Consider the following 13,000-nt stretch of genomic DNA (forward strand, 5'->3'; position numbering starts at 1 on the left):
ATATAATTTTCAGCCGGCAATTCGCGCCCGATCTCCAAGAGACGGCGGAGGCCAATTATCAAGCTGCATACCCAAGGACAACCCATGTGACTCCAGGGTATCTTTGATTTCGTTCAGCGATTTTTTGCCTAAATTGGGAGTCTTGAGCAGCTCCACTTCGCTACGCTGGACCAAATCTCCGACGTAGTGAATGCTTTCGGCTTTTAAGCAGTTGGCTGAGCGCACAGTAAGTTCTAGATCATCTATCGGCCGAAGCAGAATTGGATCGAGCTCCTGCTCTTTCTGAGGCTCCTCGCTCTCGAGTGTTCCACCCTGCAGATCAACGAATACTGACAACTGCTCGCGCAGCAGGGTAGCTGCAAACTTGACCGCCTCCTCAGGCGAAACCACCCCGTTAGTCTCTACATCAAGCACGAGCTTATCAAGATCGGTACGCTGCTCGACACGAGCGCTTTCCACCGCATAAGCCACTCGCCTCACAGGGCTAAAGCTAGCATCTATCGCTAGGTGGCCAATTGATCTTGTCTCTTCTTCCTCCCGCGCGGTTACAGGCAAGTAACCCCTACCCCGCTCAATCTTCAGAGAGGCCTTAAACTCTTGCTCCCGAGTTAACGTGGCCAGATGAAGCTCAGGGTTGACTATCTCGACGCCGTGATCGGTTACAACGTCAGCACCCGTGACGGGACCTGGCCCCTGCTTGTGAAGCTTAAGCGTCACTGAGTCACGCTCGTGGAGGCGAATGGCTAGGTCCTTCAGATTGAGCAGTATATCGACCGTATCCTCGTGCACACCATCTATCGCGGTGTATTCGTGCTGAACTCCTTCAATTTCGACTTCAGTAACGGCGGTACCCGGCATCGAAGATAGCAGCAGCCGACGCAGGGCGTTGCCCAACGTATGGCCAAACCCGCGCTCAAGGGGTTCTAGAACCACCTTAGCACGCCGGTCGTTAATAGGATCTATCTCAACCGAGCGTGGTTTTAGAAAATCTTTTATGTAACCTTTCATCAACGACACCTTACGATTGTGCGGCCGTTACTTCGAATAAAGCTCAACTATCAACGACTCGTTGATATCTTGGGACAGGTCGGCCCTATCAGGAACCTGCTTAAAGGTTCCAGTCATTTTATTAGAATCGACTTCTACCCAAGGCATCCAACCGCTTTGTGATGCAAGCTCAAGCGCAGCCTGGATTCGCAACTGCTTTTGCGACTTCTCCTTGACTGCCACCACCTGGCCCGGGGTTACTTGATAAGAAGGCACGTTAACTACTCGATCGTCAACCTTGATAGCGCGATGACTCACTAGCTGCCTAGCCTCGGCGCGCGTAGTTGCAAAGCCCATCCGATAAACAACGTTATCTAGACGGCACTCGAGCAGCTGTAGCAGCAAGGACCCGGTTGCTCCCCGTAGCCGCACTGCTTCCTTGTAATAATTGCGGAACTGCTTTTCCATCACGCCGTACATCCGGCGCACTTTTTGCTTCTCGCGCAGCTGCAAGCCGTAATCGGACATCCTACCGCCACGTCGCTGGCCGTGTTGACCAGGAGGCTGCTCTAGCTTACATTTCGAATCTAGCGGTCTGACTCCGCTTTTGAGAAACAAGTCGGTCTTTTCACGCCGTGCCAACTTGCACTTAGGTCCAATATACTTCCCCATGGCGAGTGCTTCCTCCTTAGACCCGTCGCTTCTTCGGCGGACGGCAACCGTTATGCGGAATCGGTGACACATCCGCAATATTGGTTATCCGATAGCCCACGGCGTTCAACGCCCGTACCGCAGACTCGCGTCCAGGACCAGGGCCTTTAACTCGAACTTCTAGGTTTTTCAAGCCATACTCCTGCGCCGTGCGAGCGGCGTTCTCCGAAGCCACTTGTGCGGCGAATGGCGTGCTCTTTCTCGAGCCTTTAAACCCACTTCCTCCGGCACTAGCCCAAGCAAGGGCATTACCCTGACGGTCTGTAATAGTAATTAGCGTATTGTTAAACGTAGCGTTTATATGCGCTACGCCGTCGCTAACTGTGCGTTTTACCTTTTTTTTGCCGCTTCCGCGGCTAGCTGCCTTAGCCATATCTCTCGATTCCCGTTATTCTCAGCGTGCTTATCTGGCCGCCAAGTCTTGGCCCGCGCGCGGTTTAATCGATAACCTCAACGGCTTGCCGGGCCGCGTCTTGGTCCTTTACGTGTTCGTGCATTCGTCTGGGTGCTCTGTCCGCGGACAGGCAGTCCACGGCGGTGACGAATGCCTCTGTAACATCCCAAATCCATCAGGCGCTTGATATCCATTGCCACTGACCTGCGTAGATCGCCCTCAATGACATAATTGGCAACCTCGCGACGCAGTGCCTCGACATCGGCATCGCCGAGATCTTTTACTCGCCTATCAGGAGCAACGCCTGAGTCTTTACAAATTTGCCGGGCGCGTGTTCCACCAATGCCATAGATGGAGGTGAGCGCCACCCAAGCATGCTTATTAACCGGAATGTTTATCCCTGCGATTCGGGCCATGGGGCCAATCTCCCGTGATGCTCACGTACTACATTGTCTTATTAGGCTCAATAGCTATGCCTGGAATCGTCCCAGGCCTATCCGCTAACCTTGCCGTTGCTTATGACGCGCTTCTGTGCAAATAACTCGCACTGTTCCGCGACGTTTAATTATCTTGCAATTACGGCAAATCCGCTTCACCGATGCTCTTACCTTCATCGTTCCTACTCCAACTCTGGGAATGCGCCTTCTCCTCGACGCAAAGAGCGGCAAGGATACCAACCTTCATGCCCTCATGCCACCCTTTTTGACGTGTTAAGCCATCTTTCCTCAGCGTAACAGTCCACCACCCGGACGTTTGTGTCCTTTCAAATTAGCCTTCTTCATGAGTGGCTCATACTGATGGGACACAAGATGCGACTGCAGCTGCGCCATGAAATCCATCACTACAATTACGCTGATCAGCAATGAAGTGCCGCCGAAGTAAAATGGCACATTCCAGTACAAGATCAAGAACTCAGGCATCAGACAGACCGCGGTTATGTAAAGCGCTCCAGCGAACGTTAACCGCGTCATTACCTGGTCGATATACCGCGCTGTTTGTTCCCCTGGTCTAATCCCCGGGATAAACGCCCCCGACTTCTTAAGGTTGTCGGCTGTGTCCCGAGAATTGAATACCAATGCTGTGTAGAAGAAACAGAAAAACATTATTGCAGCCGCATAAAGAGCCACATATATCGGCTGGCCAGGCGACAGTGTCGCAGCTATGTCGCCAATAATACCGAATCCTTCAGCATCGCCAAACCACTGACCCAGCGTGGCCGGGAACAGTATTATGCTCGATGCGAAGATAGGCGGAATGACACCAGCCATATTCAGTTTCAGTGGCAAATGGCTCTGCTGAGCGGCATACATCTTCTTGCCGTGCTGACGCTTCGCGTACTGCACCGTTATCCGGCGTTGGCCGCGCTCTACAAATACAACAAAGGCAGTGACAGCAGCCGCCATGGTGAGCAGGGCCAAGATCGTTGCTGTACCTAGCTCCCCGGTGCGATGTAGCTCTAATGCGCCACCCAGTGCACCGGGCAACCCGGCAACTATGCCGGCAAATATAATGATAGATATACCATTACCTATGCCGCGCTCGGTGATCTGCTCACCTAGCCACATCAGGAATATAACGCCCGTTGCTAATGTTACAGTAGATATCACTACGAACATAGGCCCAGGCGTTGCCGCAACCCCCTGTTGCTGAAGGGCAATGCTGATACCAAAGCCCTGAAAAGTAGCCAAACCTAGGGTGCCGTAACGCGTATATTGGGTAATCTTGCGCCTGCCTCGCTCGCCTTCCTTTTTAAGCCGCTCAAGCGACGGCACAACCGCGGCCATTAACTGCATTATGATGGCCGCTGATATATAAGGCATGACCCCCAAAGCAAAGATTGACAACCTCTCTAGGGCGCCACCAGCGAACATGTTGAACATTTCCAGAATGGTGCCGCGCTGCTCCTCGACCATCTGCTCCAAAGCAGCAGGGTCTATCCCCGGAATGGTAATGTGCGTACCAATCCGATAGATGATCAAGGCCATCAAGACAAACAGCAGACGCTGACGAACCTCAGTCAGCTTGCCCATTCCACTCAGTGCTGATGCAGCGCCACCAGAGCGTGCCAAATCAAACCTCCTCGACTCGCCCGCCGGCAGCTTCTATAGCCTTGCGAGCGCCCTTCGTTACTTTCAATCCGCGTATAGTGACGGCTCGACTAAGCTCACCCGAGGCAATGACTTTGGCAAAACGCATATTTTTTCGGACAACGCCCGCTTTTTTGAGGGTGTCCATATCAATATCACCAGCCTCGACCGAGTTCAGTTCATTTAGTCGTACCTCGGCTGTGTAGAGACCTCTCTGTGAACTAAAGCCAAACTTAGGCACACGGCGCTGCAGGGGCATTTGACCGCCCTCGAAGCCGACCTTGTGAAATCCGCCGGAGCGGCTATGTTGACCTTTATGTCCTCGGCCTGCGGTCTTACCAAGCCCACTGGCAGCGCCTCGCCCAACGCGCTTGGCCTTGGTCTTGGTGCCCTCTTTAGGAGACAGGTCATTAAGGCGCATTAAACCTCCTTGGTCTCCAGCATATAAGAGACTTTATTTATCATCCCGCGGTTCTGCGGTGTATCTTCGACTTCTACAGTTTGATGCATACGTCGCAGTCCAAGCCCAGCCACACACTTCTTATGATCGGCTATCCGACCATGAGGACTGCGCCTAAGCGTCACCCTGATCATCTTTTTCTCTGCCATGATTAGCCCACGATCTCTTCTATCGCTTTGCCTCGGCGGGCGGCCACGTCCTCAGGAGAATCCATCTGCGCCAGACCATCAACAGTTGCCCTAACAACGTTAATGGGGTTGCGCGAACCGACCGACTTCGCCAGCACATCCTGCACACCCACCACCTCAAAGACAGCTCGCATGGCACCCCCGGCGATTATTCCTGTACCGGGTGAAGCGGGCTTCATAAACACCTTGCTGGAGCCATGAAAGTGGGTTACGGGATATCGCAGCGTAGCGCCGTCGAGTGGCACTCGCCGCATATTGACGCGGGCACGCTCCATTGCCTTCTGTATTGCAGCCGGGACCTCCCTAGCCTTCCCATAGCCAAAACCGACTCGCCCGTCTCCATCACCAACCACCGTGAGCGCAGTAAAGCCGAACTGTCTCCCGCCTTTGACTACTTTAGCCACACGGTTGATGGTTATAAGCTTTTCACGGAGCCCGTCCGCAGCACCCTGTTCTCCATTAGCCATAAACTTATGCCTCTAACCTAAAACTGTAGCCCAGCCTCGCGAGCTGCCTCCGCAAGTGCCCGAATCCGCCCATGATAGCGATAACCAGAACGGTCGAAGGCCACTTGGTTTATTCCTGCCTCCTTGGCCCTTTCAGCTATCATGCGTCCTACTTCACTTGCGGCATTGATGTTACCAGTACCGCCGCTGCGGTCCCGTAAGCCCGGCTCAACTGTCGATGCAGCCGCCAAGGTCCGAGACCCATCCGGGGCTTGAACCTGAGCATAGACGTGGCGTGGGGTACGATGAACCGAGAGCCGATAAGCCCCCCTTTGCCTTATACGTCCCCTGCTTTTGCGGGCACGACGCATGCGCTCAATTTTCTTTTCCATGTCCGTTCCCACCTTTACTTCTTCTTGGCCTCTTTTAAGACCACTCGCTCACCAACGTACCTCACGCCTTTGCCTTTATAAGGTTCAGGAGGCCTGAAACGACGTATTTGTGCAGCAACCTCTCCGACTAGCTGTTTATCAGCACCCCTGACAACAACCTCGGTCTGTGATGGCACTTCGAGAGTTACCCCCTCAGGAGGCACAAAATTTATCGGATGCGAATGCCCTAAGGTCAAATGGAGCGTAGCCCCCTGCAGTTGTGCCCGGTATCCTACACCGCGCAACTCGAGGCGGCGCTCAAACCCTTCGCTGACTCCTTGGACCATATTGTTGATCACAGCCCGGGTTGTGCCTGTCAAAGCAACAGCCTTAGTTCCGCGCTTGCGGGGGCGTAGCAGTACTTTCCCCTCTTGGTGCTCGGCCTCCACTAGGCTGTGGCACCGCCAGTCCAGCTGGCCTTTAGGGCCTTTAACTTTTATATCACTGCCCTGCAGCTCTACCTCTACTTTGGGAGGGATCTGCACAGGCTCCTTTGCCACTCTAGACATAATACTCGTCCTGTTAAAAGACCACGCAGAGTACTTCACCGCCATGGCCCTGGGAGCGGGCCGATTTGTCGCTCATCACGCCACGCGAAGTTGAAATGATGGCAGTACCGAGCCCATTACGGACCTCGGGCAACTCATTGCGCCCAAGATAGATTCTCAACCCTGGACGGCTATATCGTTGTATCTCACGTATTGAAGGTTGCCCATCATGATAGCGCAACGTAATGACCAGTTCGGGTTTTTTATCCTCGCCAACTACTTCGTAATCGGCTATATAACCTTCCTCGCGTAGGACCTTTGCTATGGCTACCTTTTGCTTCGAGGACGGCATGCGCACACTAGCCTTCTCAGCGCTTTGACCATTCCTGAGGCGGGTCAGCATATCGGCAATGGGGTCAGTCATGGACATTTTTAAACCCCTCTTACCAGCTCGAGAAAGTCAAGCCTGGAATCTCACCCTTTAAAGCTGCCGCACGCAGCTGGTTTCGGGCCAGTCCAAACTTACGATAGTAACCGCGCGGCCTGCCTGAGATGGCACAACGATTTCGCTGGCGCACAGGGCTTGCGTTACGCGGGATCTGTTGCAGTTTAAGCTGAGCCTCAAACCGCTCTTCTACGCTAGATTCGGGATTCTCTATTATCTTTTTTAAGGATTCCCGTTTCTTTGCGTATCGCGCTGCTAGTTTTCTGCGCTTGCGCTCTCGCTCAACCATACATTTTTTTGCCATTGATGACGCTCTCCTAATGAATCAGGTACGGAACGGAAACCCAAACCCCTCCAACAGGGCCTTCCCTTCCTCATCGGTGCGCGCGGTCGTTGCGATGGTTATATCCATTCCGCGCACACGGTCAATCTCGTCGAAGTCGATCTCGGGAAAAATAAGCTGCTCGCGCACACCTAGGTTGTAATTGCCACGTCCATCAAATGCACGCGGTGAAAAACCCCGAAAATCGCGAATCCTTGGTGCAGCGACATGGATGAATCGCTCCAAAAACTCGTACATGCGTTCACGGCGCAACGTTACCTTGCAGCCTATGGGCCAACCCTCACGAATCTTGAAGCCGGCCACTGATTTTCGAGCCTTTGTTACTAAAGGCTTTTGCCCAGTGATCTTGGCCAAATCCCTTTGCGCAACATCAATTATCTTTTTATCACGGACTGCTTCACCAAGTCCCATATTGAGTACGATCTTATCCAATCGCGGCACTTGCATGACATTGCTATAGCCGAACCGCTCTAAAAGCGCTGGGGATACGTCTTTTCTATACTGTTCTCTTAATGTTGCCATCTCAGCCACCCTCACGCGTCGACTAGCTGCTGGTTCGACTTGAAGTAGCGGACCTTTCTATCATCATCCCAGCGGATACCTACCCGATCAGGCTTGTCTGTCTCGGGGTTGTATATCGCTACGTTAGAGATATGTATAGGCGCTTCTTGCTCGATTATGCCGCCACTCGATCCCTGCATCGGATTGCCGCGCCTATGGCGCTTAACCATGTTCACGTTATCCACTACTACCTTATCTTGATCTGGGAACACGCGTGAGACTCTACCCCGACGCCCCCGATCTTTACCGGCAATGACTACGACTTCGTCGCCTTTTCGAATCTTGCGCATGATGTCCTCTACCTACAGTACCTCTGGCGCCAACGATATGATGCGCATAAAACGTTCAGTGCGCAGCTCTCGGGTTACTGGTCCGAACACACGTGTACCCAGAGGCTGCAGATTGTTGTTCAGCAGTACAGCCGCATTGCCATCAAACCGTATTTGAGAGCCATCGGCACGGCGCACACCTCTGCGCGTCCGGACAACTACGGCGTTATATACTTCACCTTTTTTGACGCGCCCTCGCGGAATCGCGTCCTTGACGCTGACCTTGACGATATCGCCGATCCCTGCATAGCGACGCTTCGAACCGCCCAGCACCTTAATGCACTGAACCTGACGGGCACCACTGTTATCCGCCGCTTTTAGGAGGGTCTCCATCTGGATCATGACGCTACACCCGCTTCCTTTTCGATAAGCCCCGCTCGGGCACCGCTAAATCTTAACTTGCGGCTCGCTCGAGCACTTTAACCAACCGCCATGCCTTATTCTTTGACACTGGGCGGCACTCTTGAACAGCGACCCAGTCACCCTCTTTTGCCTCGTTACTTTCATCATGGGCGTAGAGTCTTGTGGATCGCCTAATAAACTTGCCATAAAGCGGATGCTTGACGCGGCGCTCGACAACCACAGTCCGTGTCTTATCCATCTTATCGCTAACAACGCGCCCGTTTACGGTGCGAGTGTTCTTAGCTTCACTCATACTCTTTGCTCCGCACGCTTACGCTCATTTATAACAGTCTTAATACGTGCAATATCCCTCTGCACCAGCCCAATTTGATGGTTCCGCGACAACTGCCCGCTAGCTTTTTGCATCCGCAAATTGAACTGCTCTTTGCGACGCTCTATTAGCTCTTTCTCGAGCTCAGCCATGTTTTTGTTGCGCAGCTCACTTGCTTTCATCACATCACCGTCCGGTTAACGAAGGTGGTCTTAACTGGCAACTTTGCCGAGGCGCGACGAAATGCTTCCCGCGCAACCTCCTCTGATACACCCTCAATCTCATATAGGACACGACCAGGAGCTATCGGTTCACACCAATGATCAACATTGCCTTTCCCTTTGCCCATGCGCACTTCCAGCGGCTTCTCGGTCACTGGCTTATCGGGAAAGACCCTGATCCAAATCTTACCACCACGGCGAATATATCTATTTATCGCCCTACGCGCCGCCTCGATTTGACGAGATGTAATCGGGCCTCGAGTAGTCGCCTTCAACCCGTACTCGCCAAAGCTGACTTTGTCACCTCGCGTGGCTAAGCCTTCATTCCGGCCCTTCTGCTTTTTTCTATATTTCGTTCTTTTAGGCTGTAACATTTCAGTACACCTTTATCCACTCAGCCTTGTGAAGCTGCTGCCCTACGCACTCGCTCCGCTGGTGCACCTTCGTTTTCGGTGTCTATTATCTCGCCCTTAAATACCCAGACTTTGACACCGATCACACCATAGGTGGTCATTGCTTCAGCAAAGCCATAGTCTATATCCGCCCTAAGTGTGTGCAGGGGTACGCGACCCTCCCTGTACCACTCGGTGCGGGCTATGTCTGCTCCATTCAGACGACCAGCTGCTTGAACTTTGATTCCTTGCGCCCCTACCCTCTGGGCATTACCTACCGCTCTTTTGAGAGCGCGGCGGAACATAACCCTACGCTCTAGTTGGCCTGCTATGCTTTCCGCGACCAGATTGGCATCCGCTTCGGGTTTTCTCACCTCTTCAATATTGATGTGCACAGGCACGCCCATCTTGGCCGTAACCTGGCTGCGCAGGCGGTCAATATCTTCGCCCTTCTTACCAATCACAATACCTGGACGCGCAGTATGTATAGTGACGAGTGCGTTCTTAGCTGGACGCTCAATCTGAATTCTGCTTACCGATGCATTTTTTAGCTGCTCACGGATAAAGCTTCTAACCTGCAGATCAGTGTTCAGATACTCACTGAACCTTTGGCTGTCTGCATACCACATGGAGCGCCAATCTTCAGTTACGCCAAGCCTAAATCCCGTAGGATGGGTTTTGTTTCCCATGCCAGCCTCTCTCGCTTAATTCTCTCAGTCCTCTTTGACAGCCACTGTAATATGACTTGTCCGCTTGAGGATTCTTGTCGCCCGCCCTTTCGCACGCGGTTGAATTCGCTTCATAGCCGGACCTTCGTCAACGAAGATCCGCGATATGCGCAGCTCATCAATATCCGCCGCGTCGTTATGCTCGGCATTCGCTACCGCTGATTCAAGAACCTTACGGATAATATGAGCACCCTTTTTTGGGCTATGCTCCAATAACCGTAAAGCCTCTTCTACCGGCTTGCCGCGCACCTGATCAGCGACCAAGCGCGCCTTCTGTGGCGATATGCGCGAGAATCGCAATTTTGCTCGAGTTTCCATAGCGCGCACTCCCTTACCGCTTGGACTTCTTGTCGGCTGCGTGGCCACGATAGGTGCGTGTCACTGCGAATTCGCCGAGTTTATGCCCAACCATGTTCTCGTTGATCAGAACCGGCACATGCTGACGGCCGTTATGTATGGCGATAGTCAAGCCAACCATGTCCGGCATAACTACCGAGCGGCGTGACCACGTCTTGATCGGCCGCTTACTGTTACTTGCATTAGCCTCTTCCACCTTCTTCAAAAGATGGTAGTCAATAAAAGGCCCTTTTTTTGTCGAGCGTGGCACGGCAATTTACCCCTTAACGCTTGCGTCTGCGCACTATGTATTTATCGGTGCGTTTGTTTTTACGTGTTTTGAAACCCTTTGTGGGCATGCCCCATGGCGTTACTGGGTGACGTCCCCCTGAGGTCCGACCTTCACCACCACCGTGAGGGTGGTCCACGGGGTTCATTGCAACACCGCGTACTGTTGGCCTGATACCTTTATATCGCTTAGCACCTGCTTTACCGAGATTGCGCAAACTATGCTCGTTGTTGCTAACTTCACCAATCGTAGCCTTACAGTCGATTGGTACTCTTCTTGTCTCACCTGAGCGCAGGCGCAGAGTAACCATACTCCCCTCGCGCGCGACAAGTTGCACGCTTGAACCTGCCGACCGCGCCAGCTGGGCACCTTTTCCAGGCTTCAACTCAACGCAGTGGATCTGTGTGCCGACAGGAATATTGCGCATCGGCAAGGAGTTTCCAGGACGAATTGGCGCTTCCCTGCTAGAGACTATCTTTGCCCCAGCATCAACCCCGCGAGGTGCAATAATATAACGTCTCTCGCCATCTTTATAAAGCACTAATGCAATATGCGCTGACCGGTTAGGATCGTATTCTAAGCGCTCGACCACCCCAGGTACGCCTTCCTTGTCCCTTTTGAAATCGATAAGGCGATACCGTTGCTTGTGTCCGCCGCCACGATGCCGCGTTGTAATCCGCCCAGAGTTGTTGCGCCCACCATTCTTAGTCTTTTTGACCACAAGAGGGGCATAGGGATCACCTGTGTGAAGCCTATGATCCTTTGGACGAACTAGAAAACGCCGGCCAGGCGATGTCGGTCTACTCTTCATTAATCCCATGACTCTATCCCCTTACTCTGCACCGAGGAAATCAATATCTTGCCCCTCGGCGAGGGTAACGTAAGCCTTTTTCCAATCACGCCTGCGTCCGTTAACTCTCCCGAAACGTTTGAGCTTACCCTTCGCTCGGGCGGTGCGCACGTCAACGACACGGACCTCAAAGAGCTTTTCGACAGCCCTTTTTATTTCACTTTTGTTAGCATCTATCGCGACCCGAAATACAACCTGTCCTGCGGAGTCAGCAATGACGGTGCTTTTCTCGGATATATGCGGTCCTTCGAGTATGGTATACAAGCGCTCTTCATTCATGACAGCCACCCTTCAACACGCCGCAGAGCTTCAGCCGTAATCAAAACATGCTCGGCGCTTACCAGACTCACCGGATCAATCTTCTCGGCAGCGATAACACCTACACCCGGCATGTTGCGCGCGGCAAAATACAGATTTTGATCTGGCTGTTCAGTTACAATCAGGACATTTGACAGTCCGAACACTTCGAGGCGCTGTTTGAGCTGCTTAGTTTTGGGGCTATCGACCTCAAAAGTTTCTACGGCCGTCAGCCTATCTTGACGCACCAGCTCGGATACAATGGATCGCATAGCGGTTCTGTACATTTTGCGGTTGAGCTTTTGCGCGTGATTCCTAGGCTTGCCCGCAAAAGTTACTCCTCCACCACGCCAAATAGGGCTGCGCGATGTTCCAGCCCGGGCATTACCGGTGCCTTTCTGCCGCCAGGGCTTTTTCCCGCCTCCACTGACCTCTGAGCGGGTCTTTTGGCTCTTCGTCCCAGCTCTCCCGCCAGCCATATAGGCAGTAACAGCCTGATGTATCAAAGTCTCACGAAACGGCTCACCGTAGGCCTTGGCTGATACTTCTACTACACCAGCCGCTTCACCGTTTTGTTTTTTGAGATTGAGCTCCATGGCTCCCCCTGTAACCTATTTCGCCTTACGTGCGGGACGAACTAGCAAGTCACCGCCGACTGCACCTGGGACCGCGCCGCGTATCAAGAGCAGGTTCCGCTGACTATCTACACGGACAATCTCGAGATTTTGTACGGTTGCTCGCTTATTGCCCATTTGCCCAGACATTTTCTTACCCTTAAAGACACGCCCTGGGCTTTGGCATTGACCAATGGAACCAGGAACTCGGTGTGACTTTGAATTGCCGTGGCTATTGCGCTGCGCACGGAAGTTATGGCGTCGCACTGTACCCGCAAAACCGCGCCCCTTGCTGGTTCCTACAACATCCACTGACTGCCCGACCTCAAAGCTCTCGACAGTTACCTGAGTCCCAGCTTCATAAGCGCCATCACCCTCATCTGGGGATCTTTGGTCGAGCTTAAATTCCCACAATCCACGGCCCGCCTCAACACCGGCGCTCGCAAAATTGCCCGCCTCGGGCTTGTTAACGCGCTGCGGCTTACGCTTTCCAGCAGTTACCTGCACGGCTCGATAACCGTCTACCTCATCGGTCTTAACCCGAGTAACTCTGTTCGGCTCTGCTTCAATTACGGTTACCGGGATTGACTGTCCGTCTTCGGTAAACACCCTTGTCATGCCGCGCTTGCGACCGACGATTCCGATAGCCATCGTCCGCGTCTCCTCACAAATAAAAAACCCCGGCAGAAGCGCCGGCAGCTTCTAATACCAGTTCTACTCTGTTGAATGT

General features: G+C 53.0%; 26 protein-coding genes. All 26 read right to left on the reverse strand.

Features of this window, described 5'->3' with window-relative positions:
• Positions 1-9 precede the first annotated feature (9 nt).
• The 26 genes from HH1059_RS10995 to rplC all read right to left on the reverse strand — a co-directional run bounded on the left by HH1059_RS10995 (position 10) and on the right by rplC (position 12,921).
• Entirely contained in the window at positions 10-1,008 is a 999-nt protein-coding gene (locus HH1059_RS10995; protein ID WP_096410195.1) for a DNA-directed RNA polymerase subunit alpha, read from the reverse strand.
• A gap of 27 nt (positions 1,009-1,035) precedes the next feature.
• A complete protein-coding gene (gene rpsD, locus HH1059_RS11000; protein ID WP_096410196.1) occupies positions 1,036-1,659 on the reverse strand; it encodes a 30S ribosomal protein S4 in 624 nt (207 codons plus the stop codon).
• Positions 1,660-1,675: 16 nt separating this feature from the next.
• Positions 1,676-2,071, reverse strand: coding sequence for a 30S ribosomal protein S11 (gene rpsK, locus HH1059_RS11005; RefSeq protein WP_096410197.1), 396 nt, complete (start codon positions 2,069-2,071; stop codon positions 1,676-1,678).
• Between the two features lie 77 nt (positions 2,072-2,148).
• Positions 2,149-2,508 (reverse strand): 30S ribosomal protein S13, encoded by a 360-nt coding sequence (rpsM, locus tag HH1059_RS11010; RefSeq protein WP_096410198.1) that lies wholly within the window; start codon positions 2,506-2,508, stop codon positions 2,149-2,151.
• Between the two features lie 84 nt (positions 2,509-2,592).
• Positions 2,593-2,706, reverse strand: a complete 114-nt coding sequence (gene rpmJ, locus HH1059_RS11015) for a 50S ribosomal protein L36 (protein ID WP_096410199.1) — start codon at positions 2,704-2,706, stop codon at positions 2,593-2,595.
• Positions 2,707-2,817: 111 nt separating this feature from the next.
• Positions 2,818-4,161 (reverse strand): preprotein translocase subunit SecY, encoded by a 1,344-nt coding sequence (gene secY, locus HH1059_RS11020; protein ID WP_420797774.1) that lies wholly within the window; start codon positions 4,159-4,161, stop codon positions 2,818-2,820.
• 1 nt (position 4,162) lies between these two features.
• On the reverse strand, positions 4,163-4,600 hold the full coding sequence (gene rplO, locus HH1059_RS11025; RefSeq protein ID WP_096410200.1) for a 50S ribosomal protein L15: 438 nt from the start codon (positions 4,598-4,600) through the stop codon (positions 4,163-4,165).
• Positions 4,600-4,788, reverse strand: a complete 189-nt coding sequence (gene rpmD / locus HH1059_RS11030; protein ID WP_096410201.1) for a 50S ribosomal protein L30 — start codon at positions 4,786-4,788, stop codon at positions 4,600-4,602. The genes rplO and rpmD overlap by 1 nt, the downstream gene beginning before the upstream one ends.
• 2 nt (positions 4,789-4,790) lie before the next feature.
• Positions 4,791-5,294 carry a 30S ribosomal protein S5 gene (rpsE, locus tag HH1059_RS11035; protein ID WP_096410202.1) on the reverse strand — a complete coding sequence of 168 codons (504 nt, stop codon included), beginning with the start codon at positions 5,292-5,294 and terminating at the stop codon, positions 4,791-4,793.
• 17 nt (positions 5,295-5,311) lie between these two features.
• Entirely contained in the window at positions 5,312-5,665 is a 354-nt protein-coding gene (gene rplR / locus HH1059_RS11040) for a 50S ribosomal protein L18 (protein WP_096410203.1), read from the reverse strand.
• A 14-nt stretch (positions 5,666-5,679) separates the two neighbouring features.
• The gene (rplF, locus tag HH1059_RS11045) at positions 5,680-6,213 is read right to left on the reverse strand and encodes a 50S ribosomal protein L6 (protein ID WP_096410204.1); all 534 of its coding nucleotides are present in this window, start codon (positions 6,211-6,213) and stop codon (positions 5,680-5,682) included.
• Positions 6,214-6,226: 13 nt separating this feature from the next.
• Positions 6,227-6,622, reverse strand: coding sequence for a 30S ribosomal protein S8 (rpsH, locus tag HH1059_RS11050; protein WP_096410205.1), 396 nt, complete (start codon positions 6,620-6,622; stop codon positions 6,227-6,229).
• A 13-nt stretch (positions 6,623-6,635) separates the two neighbouring features.
• Entirely contained in the window at positions 6,636-6,941 is a 306-nt protein-coding gene (gene rpsN, locus HH1059_RS11055) for a 30S ribosomal protein S14 (protein ID WP_096410206.1), read from the reverse strand.
• Positions 6,942-6,962: 21 nt separating this feature from the next.
• Positions 6,963-7,502, reverse strand: a complete 540-nt coding sequence (gene rplE, locus HH1059_RS11060; RefSeq protein WP_096410426.1) for a 50S ribosomal protein L5 — start codon at positions 7,500-7,502, stop codon at positions 6,963-6,965.
• A gap of 11 nt (positions 7,503-7,513) precedes the next feature.
• Entirely contained in the window at positions 7,514-7,831 is a 318-nt protein-coding gene (gene rplX, locus HH1059_RS11065; protein WP_096410207.1) for a 50S ribosomal protein L24, read from the reverse strand.
• Positions 7,832-7,843: 12 nt separating this feature from the next.
• Entirely contained in the window at positions 7,844-8,212 is a 369-nt protein-coding gene (rplN, locus tag HH1059_RS11070; RefSeq protein WP_096410208.1) for a 50S ribosomal protein L14, read from the reverse strand.
• A gap of 52 nt (positions 8,213-8,264) precedes the next feature.
• Complete coding sequence (gene rpsQ, locus HH1059_RS11075; RefSeq protein ID WP_096410209.1) at positions 8,265-8,525, reverse strand: 30S ribosomal protein S17; 261 nt, start codon at positions 8,523-8,525, stop codon at positions 8,265-8,267.
• Complete coding sequence (gene rpmC, locus HH1059_RS11080; protein ID WP_096410210.1) at positions 8,522-8,725, reverse strand: 50S ribosomal protein L29; 204 nt, start codon at positions 8,723-8,725, stop codon at positions 8,522-8,524. Before rpmC ends, rpsQ begins: the two co-directional genes overlap by 4 nt.
• Positions 8,725-9,138, reverse strand: a complete 414-nt coding sequence (gene rplP / locus HH1059_RS11085; RefSeq protein WP_096410211.1) for a 50S ribosomal protein L16 — start codon at positions 9,136-9,138, stop codon at positions 8,725-8,727. The genes rpmC and rplP overlap by 1 nt, the downstream gene beginning before the upstream one ends.
• Positions 9,139-9,158: 20 nt before the next feature.
• Positions 9,159-9,845 (reverse strand): 30S ribosomal protein S3, encoded by a 687-nt coding sequence (gene rpsC, locus HH1059_RS11090; protein ID WP_096410212.1) that lies wholly within the window; start codon positions 9,843-9,845, stop codon positions 9,159-9,161.
• 24 nt (positions 9,846-9,869) lie between these two features.
• Entirely contained in the window at positions 9,870-10,202 is a 333-nt protein-coding gene (gene rplV / locus HH1059_RS11095) for a 50S ribosomal protein L22 (protein ID WP_096410213.1), read from the reverse strand.
• 13 nt (positions 10,203-10,215) lie between these two features.
• Positions 10,216-10,491 (reverse strand): 30S ribosomal protein S19, encoded by a 276-nt coding sequence (rpsS, locus tag HH1059_RS11100; RefSeq protein ID WP_096410214.1) that lies wholly within the window; start codon positions 10,489-10,491, stop codon positions 10,216-10,218.
• A 13-nt stretch (positions 10,492-10,504) separates the two neighbouring features.
• Positions 10,505-11,329: a 50S ribosomal protein L2 gene (rplB, locus tag HH1059_RS11105; RefSeq protein ID WP_096410215.1), complete on the reverse strand. Its 825-nt coding sequence runs from the start codon at positions 11,327-11,329 to the stop codon at positions 10,505-10,507.
• A 12-nt stretch (positions 11,330-11,341) separates the two neighbouring features.
• Positions 11,342-11,638: a 50S ribosomal protein L23 gene (rplW, locus tag HH1059_RS11110; RefSeq protein WP_096410216.1), complete on the reverse strand. Its 297-nt coding sequence runs from the start codon at positions 11,636-11,638 to the stop codon at positions 11,342-11,344.
• Positions 11,635-12,252, reverse strand: a complete 618-nt coding sequence (gene rplD, locus HH1059_RS11115) for a 50S ribosomal protein L4 (RefSeq protein ID WP_096410217.1) — start codon at positions 12,250-12,252, stop codon at positions 11,635-11,637. Before rplD ends, rplW begins: the two co-directional genes overlap by 4 nt.
• A 15-nt stretch (positions 12,253-12,267) precedes the next feature.
• Entirely contained in the window at positions 12,268-12,921 is a 654-nt protein-coding gene (gene rplC / locus HH1059_RS11120) for a 50S ribosomal protein L3 (protein WP_096410218.1), read from the reverse strand.
• Positions 12,922-13,000 lie beyond the last annotated feature (79 nt).

This window comes from Halorhodospira halochloris, from assembly GCF_002356555.2.
In the GTDB taxonomy this organism is placed as follows: Bacteria; Pseudomonadota; Gammaproteobacteria; order Nitrococcales; family Halorhodospiraceae; genus Halorhodospira; species Halorhodospira halochloris.

What these genes read in the sequence shown, in the direction of transcription:
- rplN (WP_096410208.1), bottom strand. Translation starts at nt 8,212, where the DNA reads ATGATCCAGATGGAGACCCTCCTAAAAGCGGCGGATAACAGTGGTGCC.
- rpsM (WP_096410198.1), bottom strand. Translation starts at nt 2,508, where the DNA reads ATGGCCCGAATCGCAGGGATAAACATTCCGGTTAATAAGCATGCTTGG.
- rpsK (WP_096410197.1), bottom strand. Translation starts at nt 2,071, where the DNA reads ATGGCTAAGGCAGCTAGCCGCGGAAGCGGCAAAAAAAAGGTAAAACGC.
- rplX (WP_096410207.1), bottom strand. Translation starts at nt 7,831, where the DNA reads ATGCGCAAGATTCGAAAAGGCGACGAAGTCGTAGTCATTGCCGGTAAA.
- rplF (WP_096410204.1), bottom strand. Translation starts at nt 6,213, where the DNA reads ATGTCTAGAGTGGCAAAGGAGCCTGTGCAGATCCCTCCCAAAGTAGAG.
- rpsH (WP_096410205.1), bottom strand. Translation starts at nt 6,622, where the DNA reads ATGTCCATGACTGACCCCATTGCCGATATGCTGACCCGCCTCAGGAAT.
- rpsQ (WP_096410209.1), bottom strand. Translation starts at nt 8,525, where the DNA reads ATGAGTGAAGCTAAGAACACTCGCACCGTAAACGGGCGCGTTGTTAGC.
- rpmD (WP_096410201.1), bottom strand. Translation starts at nt 4,788, where the DNA reads ATGGCAGAGAAAAAGATGATCAGGGTGACGCTTAGGCGCAGTCCTCAT.
- rpsN (WP_096410206.1), bottom strand. Translation starts at nt 6,941, where the DNA reads ATGGCAAAAAAATGTATGGTTGAGCGAGAGCGCAAGCGCAGAAAACTA.
- rplE (WP_096410426.1), bottom strand. Translation starts at nt 7,502, where the DNA reads ATGGCAACATTAAGAGAACAGTATAGAAAAGACGTATCCCCAGCGCTT.
- rplB (WP_096410215.1), bottom strand. Translation starts at nt 11,329, where the DNA reads ATGGGATTAATGAAGAGTAGACCGACATCGCCTGGCCGGCGTTTTCTA.
- rplR (WP_096410203.1), bottom strand. Translation starts at nt 5,665, where the DNA reads ATGGAAAAGAAAATTGAGCGCATGCGTCGTGCCCGCAAAAGCAGGGGA.
- rplD (WP_096410217.1), bottom strand. Translation starts at nt 12,252, where the DNA reads ATGGAGCTCAATCTCAAAAAACAAAACGGTGAAGCGGCTGGTGTAGTA.
- rpmC (WP_096410210.1), bottom strand. Translation starts at nt 8,725, where the DNA reads ATGAAAGCAAGTGAGCTGCGCAACAAAAACATGGCTGAGCTCGAGAAA.
- rplW (WP_096410216.1), bottom strand. Translation starts at nt 11,638, where the DNA reads ATGAATGAAGAGCGCTTGTATACCATACTCGAAGGACCGCATATATCC.
- HH1059_RS10995 (WP_096410195.1), bottom strand. Translation starts at nt 1,008, where the DNA reads ATGAAAGGTTACATAAAAGATTTTCTAAAACCACGCTCGGTTGAGATA.
- rpmJ (WP_096410199.1), bottom strand. Translation starts at nt 2,706, where the DNA reads ATGAAGGTAAGAGCATCGGTGAAGCGGATTTGCCGTAATTGCAAGATA.
- rplP (WP_096410211.1), bottom strand. Translation starts at nt 9,138, where the DNA reads ATGTTACAGCCTAAAAGAACGAAATATAGAAAAAAGCAGAAGGGCCGG.
- rpsE (WP_096410202.1), bottom strand. Translation starts at nt 5,294, where the DNA reads ATGGCTAATGGAGAACAGGGTGCTGCGGACGGGCTCCGTGAAAAGCTT.
- rpsC (WP_096410212.1), bottom strand. Translation starts at nt 9,845, where the DNA reads ATGGGAAACAAAACCCATCCTACGGGATTTAGGCTTGGCGTAACTGAA.
- rplC (WP_096410218.1), bottom strand. Translation starts at nt 12,921, where the DNA reads ATGGCTATCGGAATCGTCGGTCGCAAGCGCGGCATGACAAGGGTGTTT.
- rpsD (WP_096410196.1), bottom strand. Translation starts at nt 1,659, where the DNA reads ATGGGGAAGTATATTGGACCTAAGTGCAAGTTGGCACGGCGTGAAAAG.
- rplV (WP_096410213.1), bottom strand. Translation starts at nt 10,202, where the DNA reads ATGGAAACTCGAGCAAAATTGCGATTCTCGCGCATATCGCCACAGAAG.
- rplO (WP_096410200.1), bottom strand. Translation starts at nt 4,600, where the DNA reads ATGCGCCTTAATGACCTGTCTCCTAAAGAGGGCACCAAGACCAAGGCC.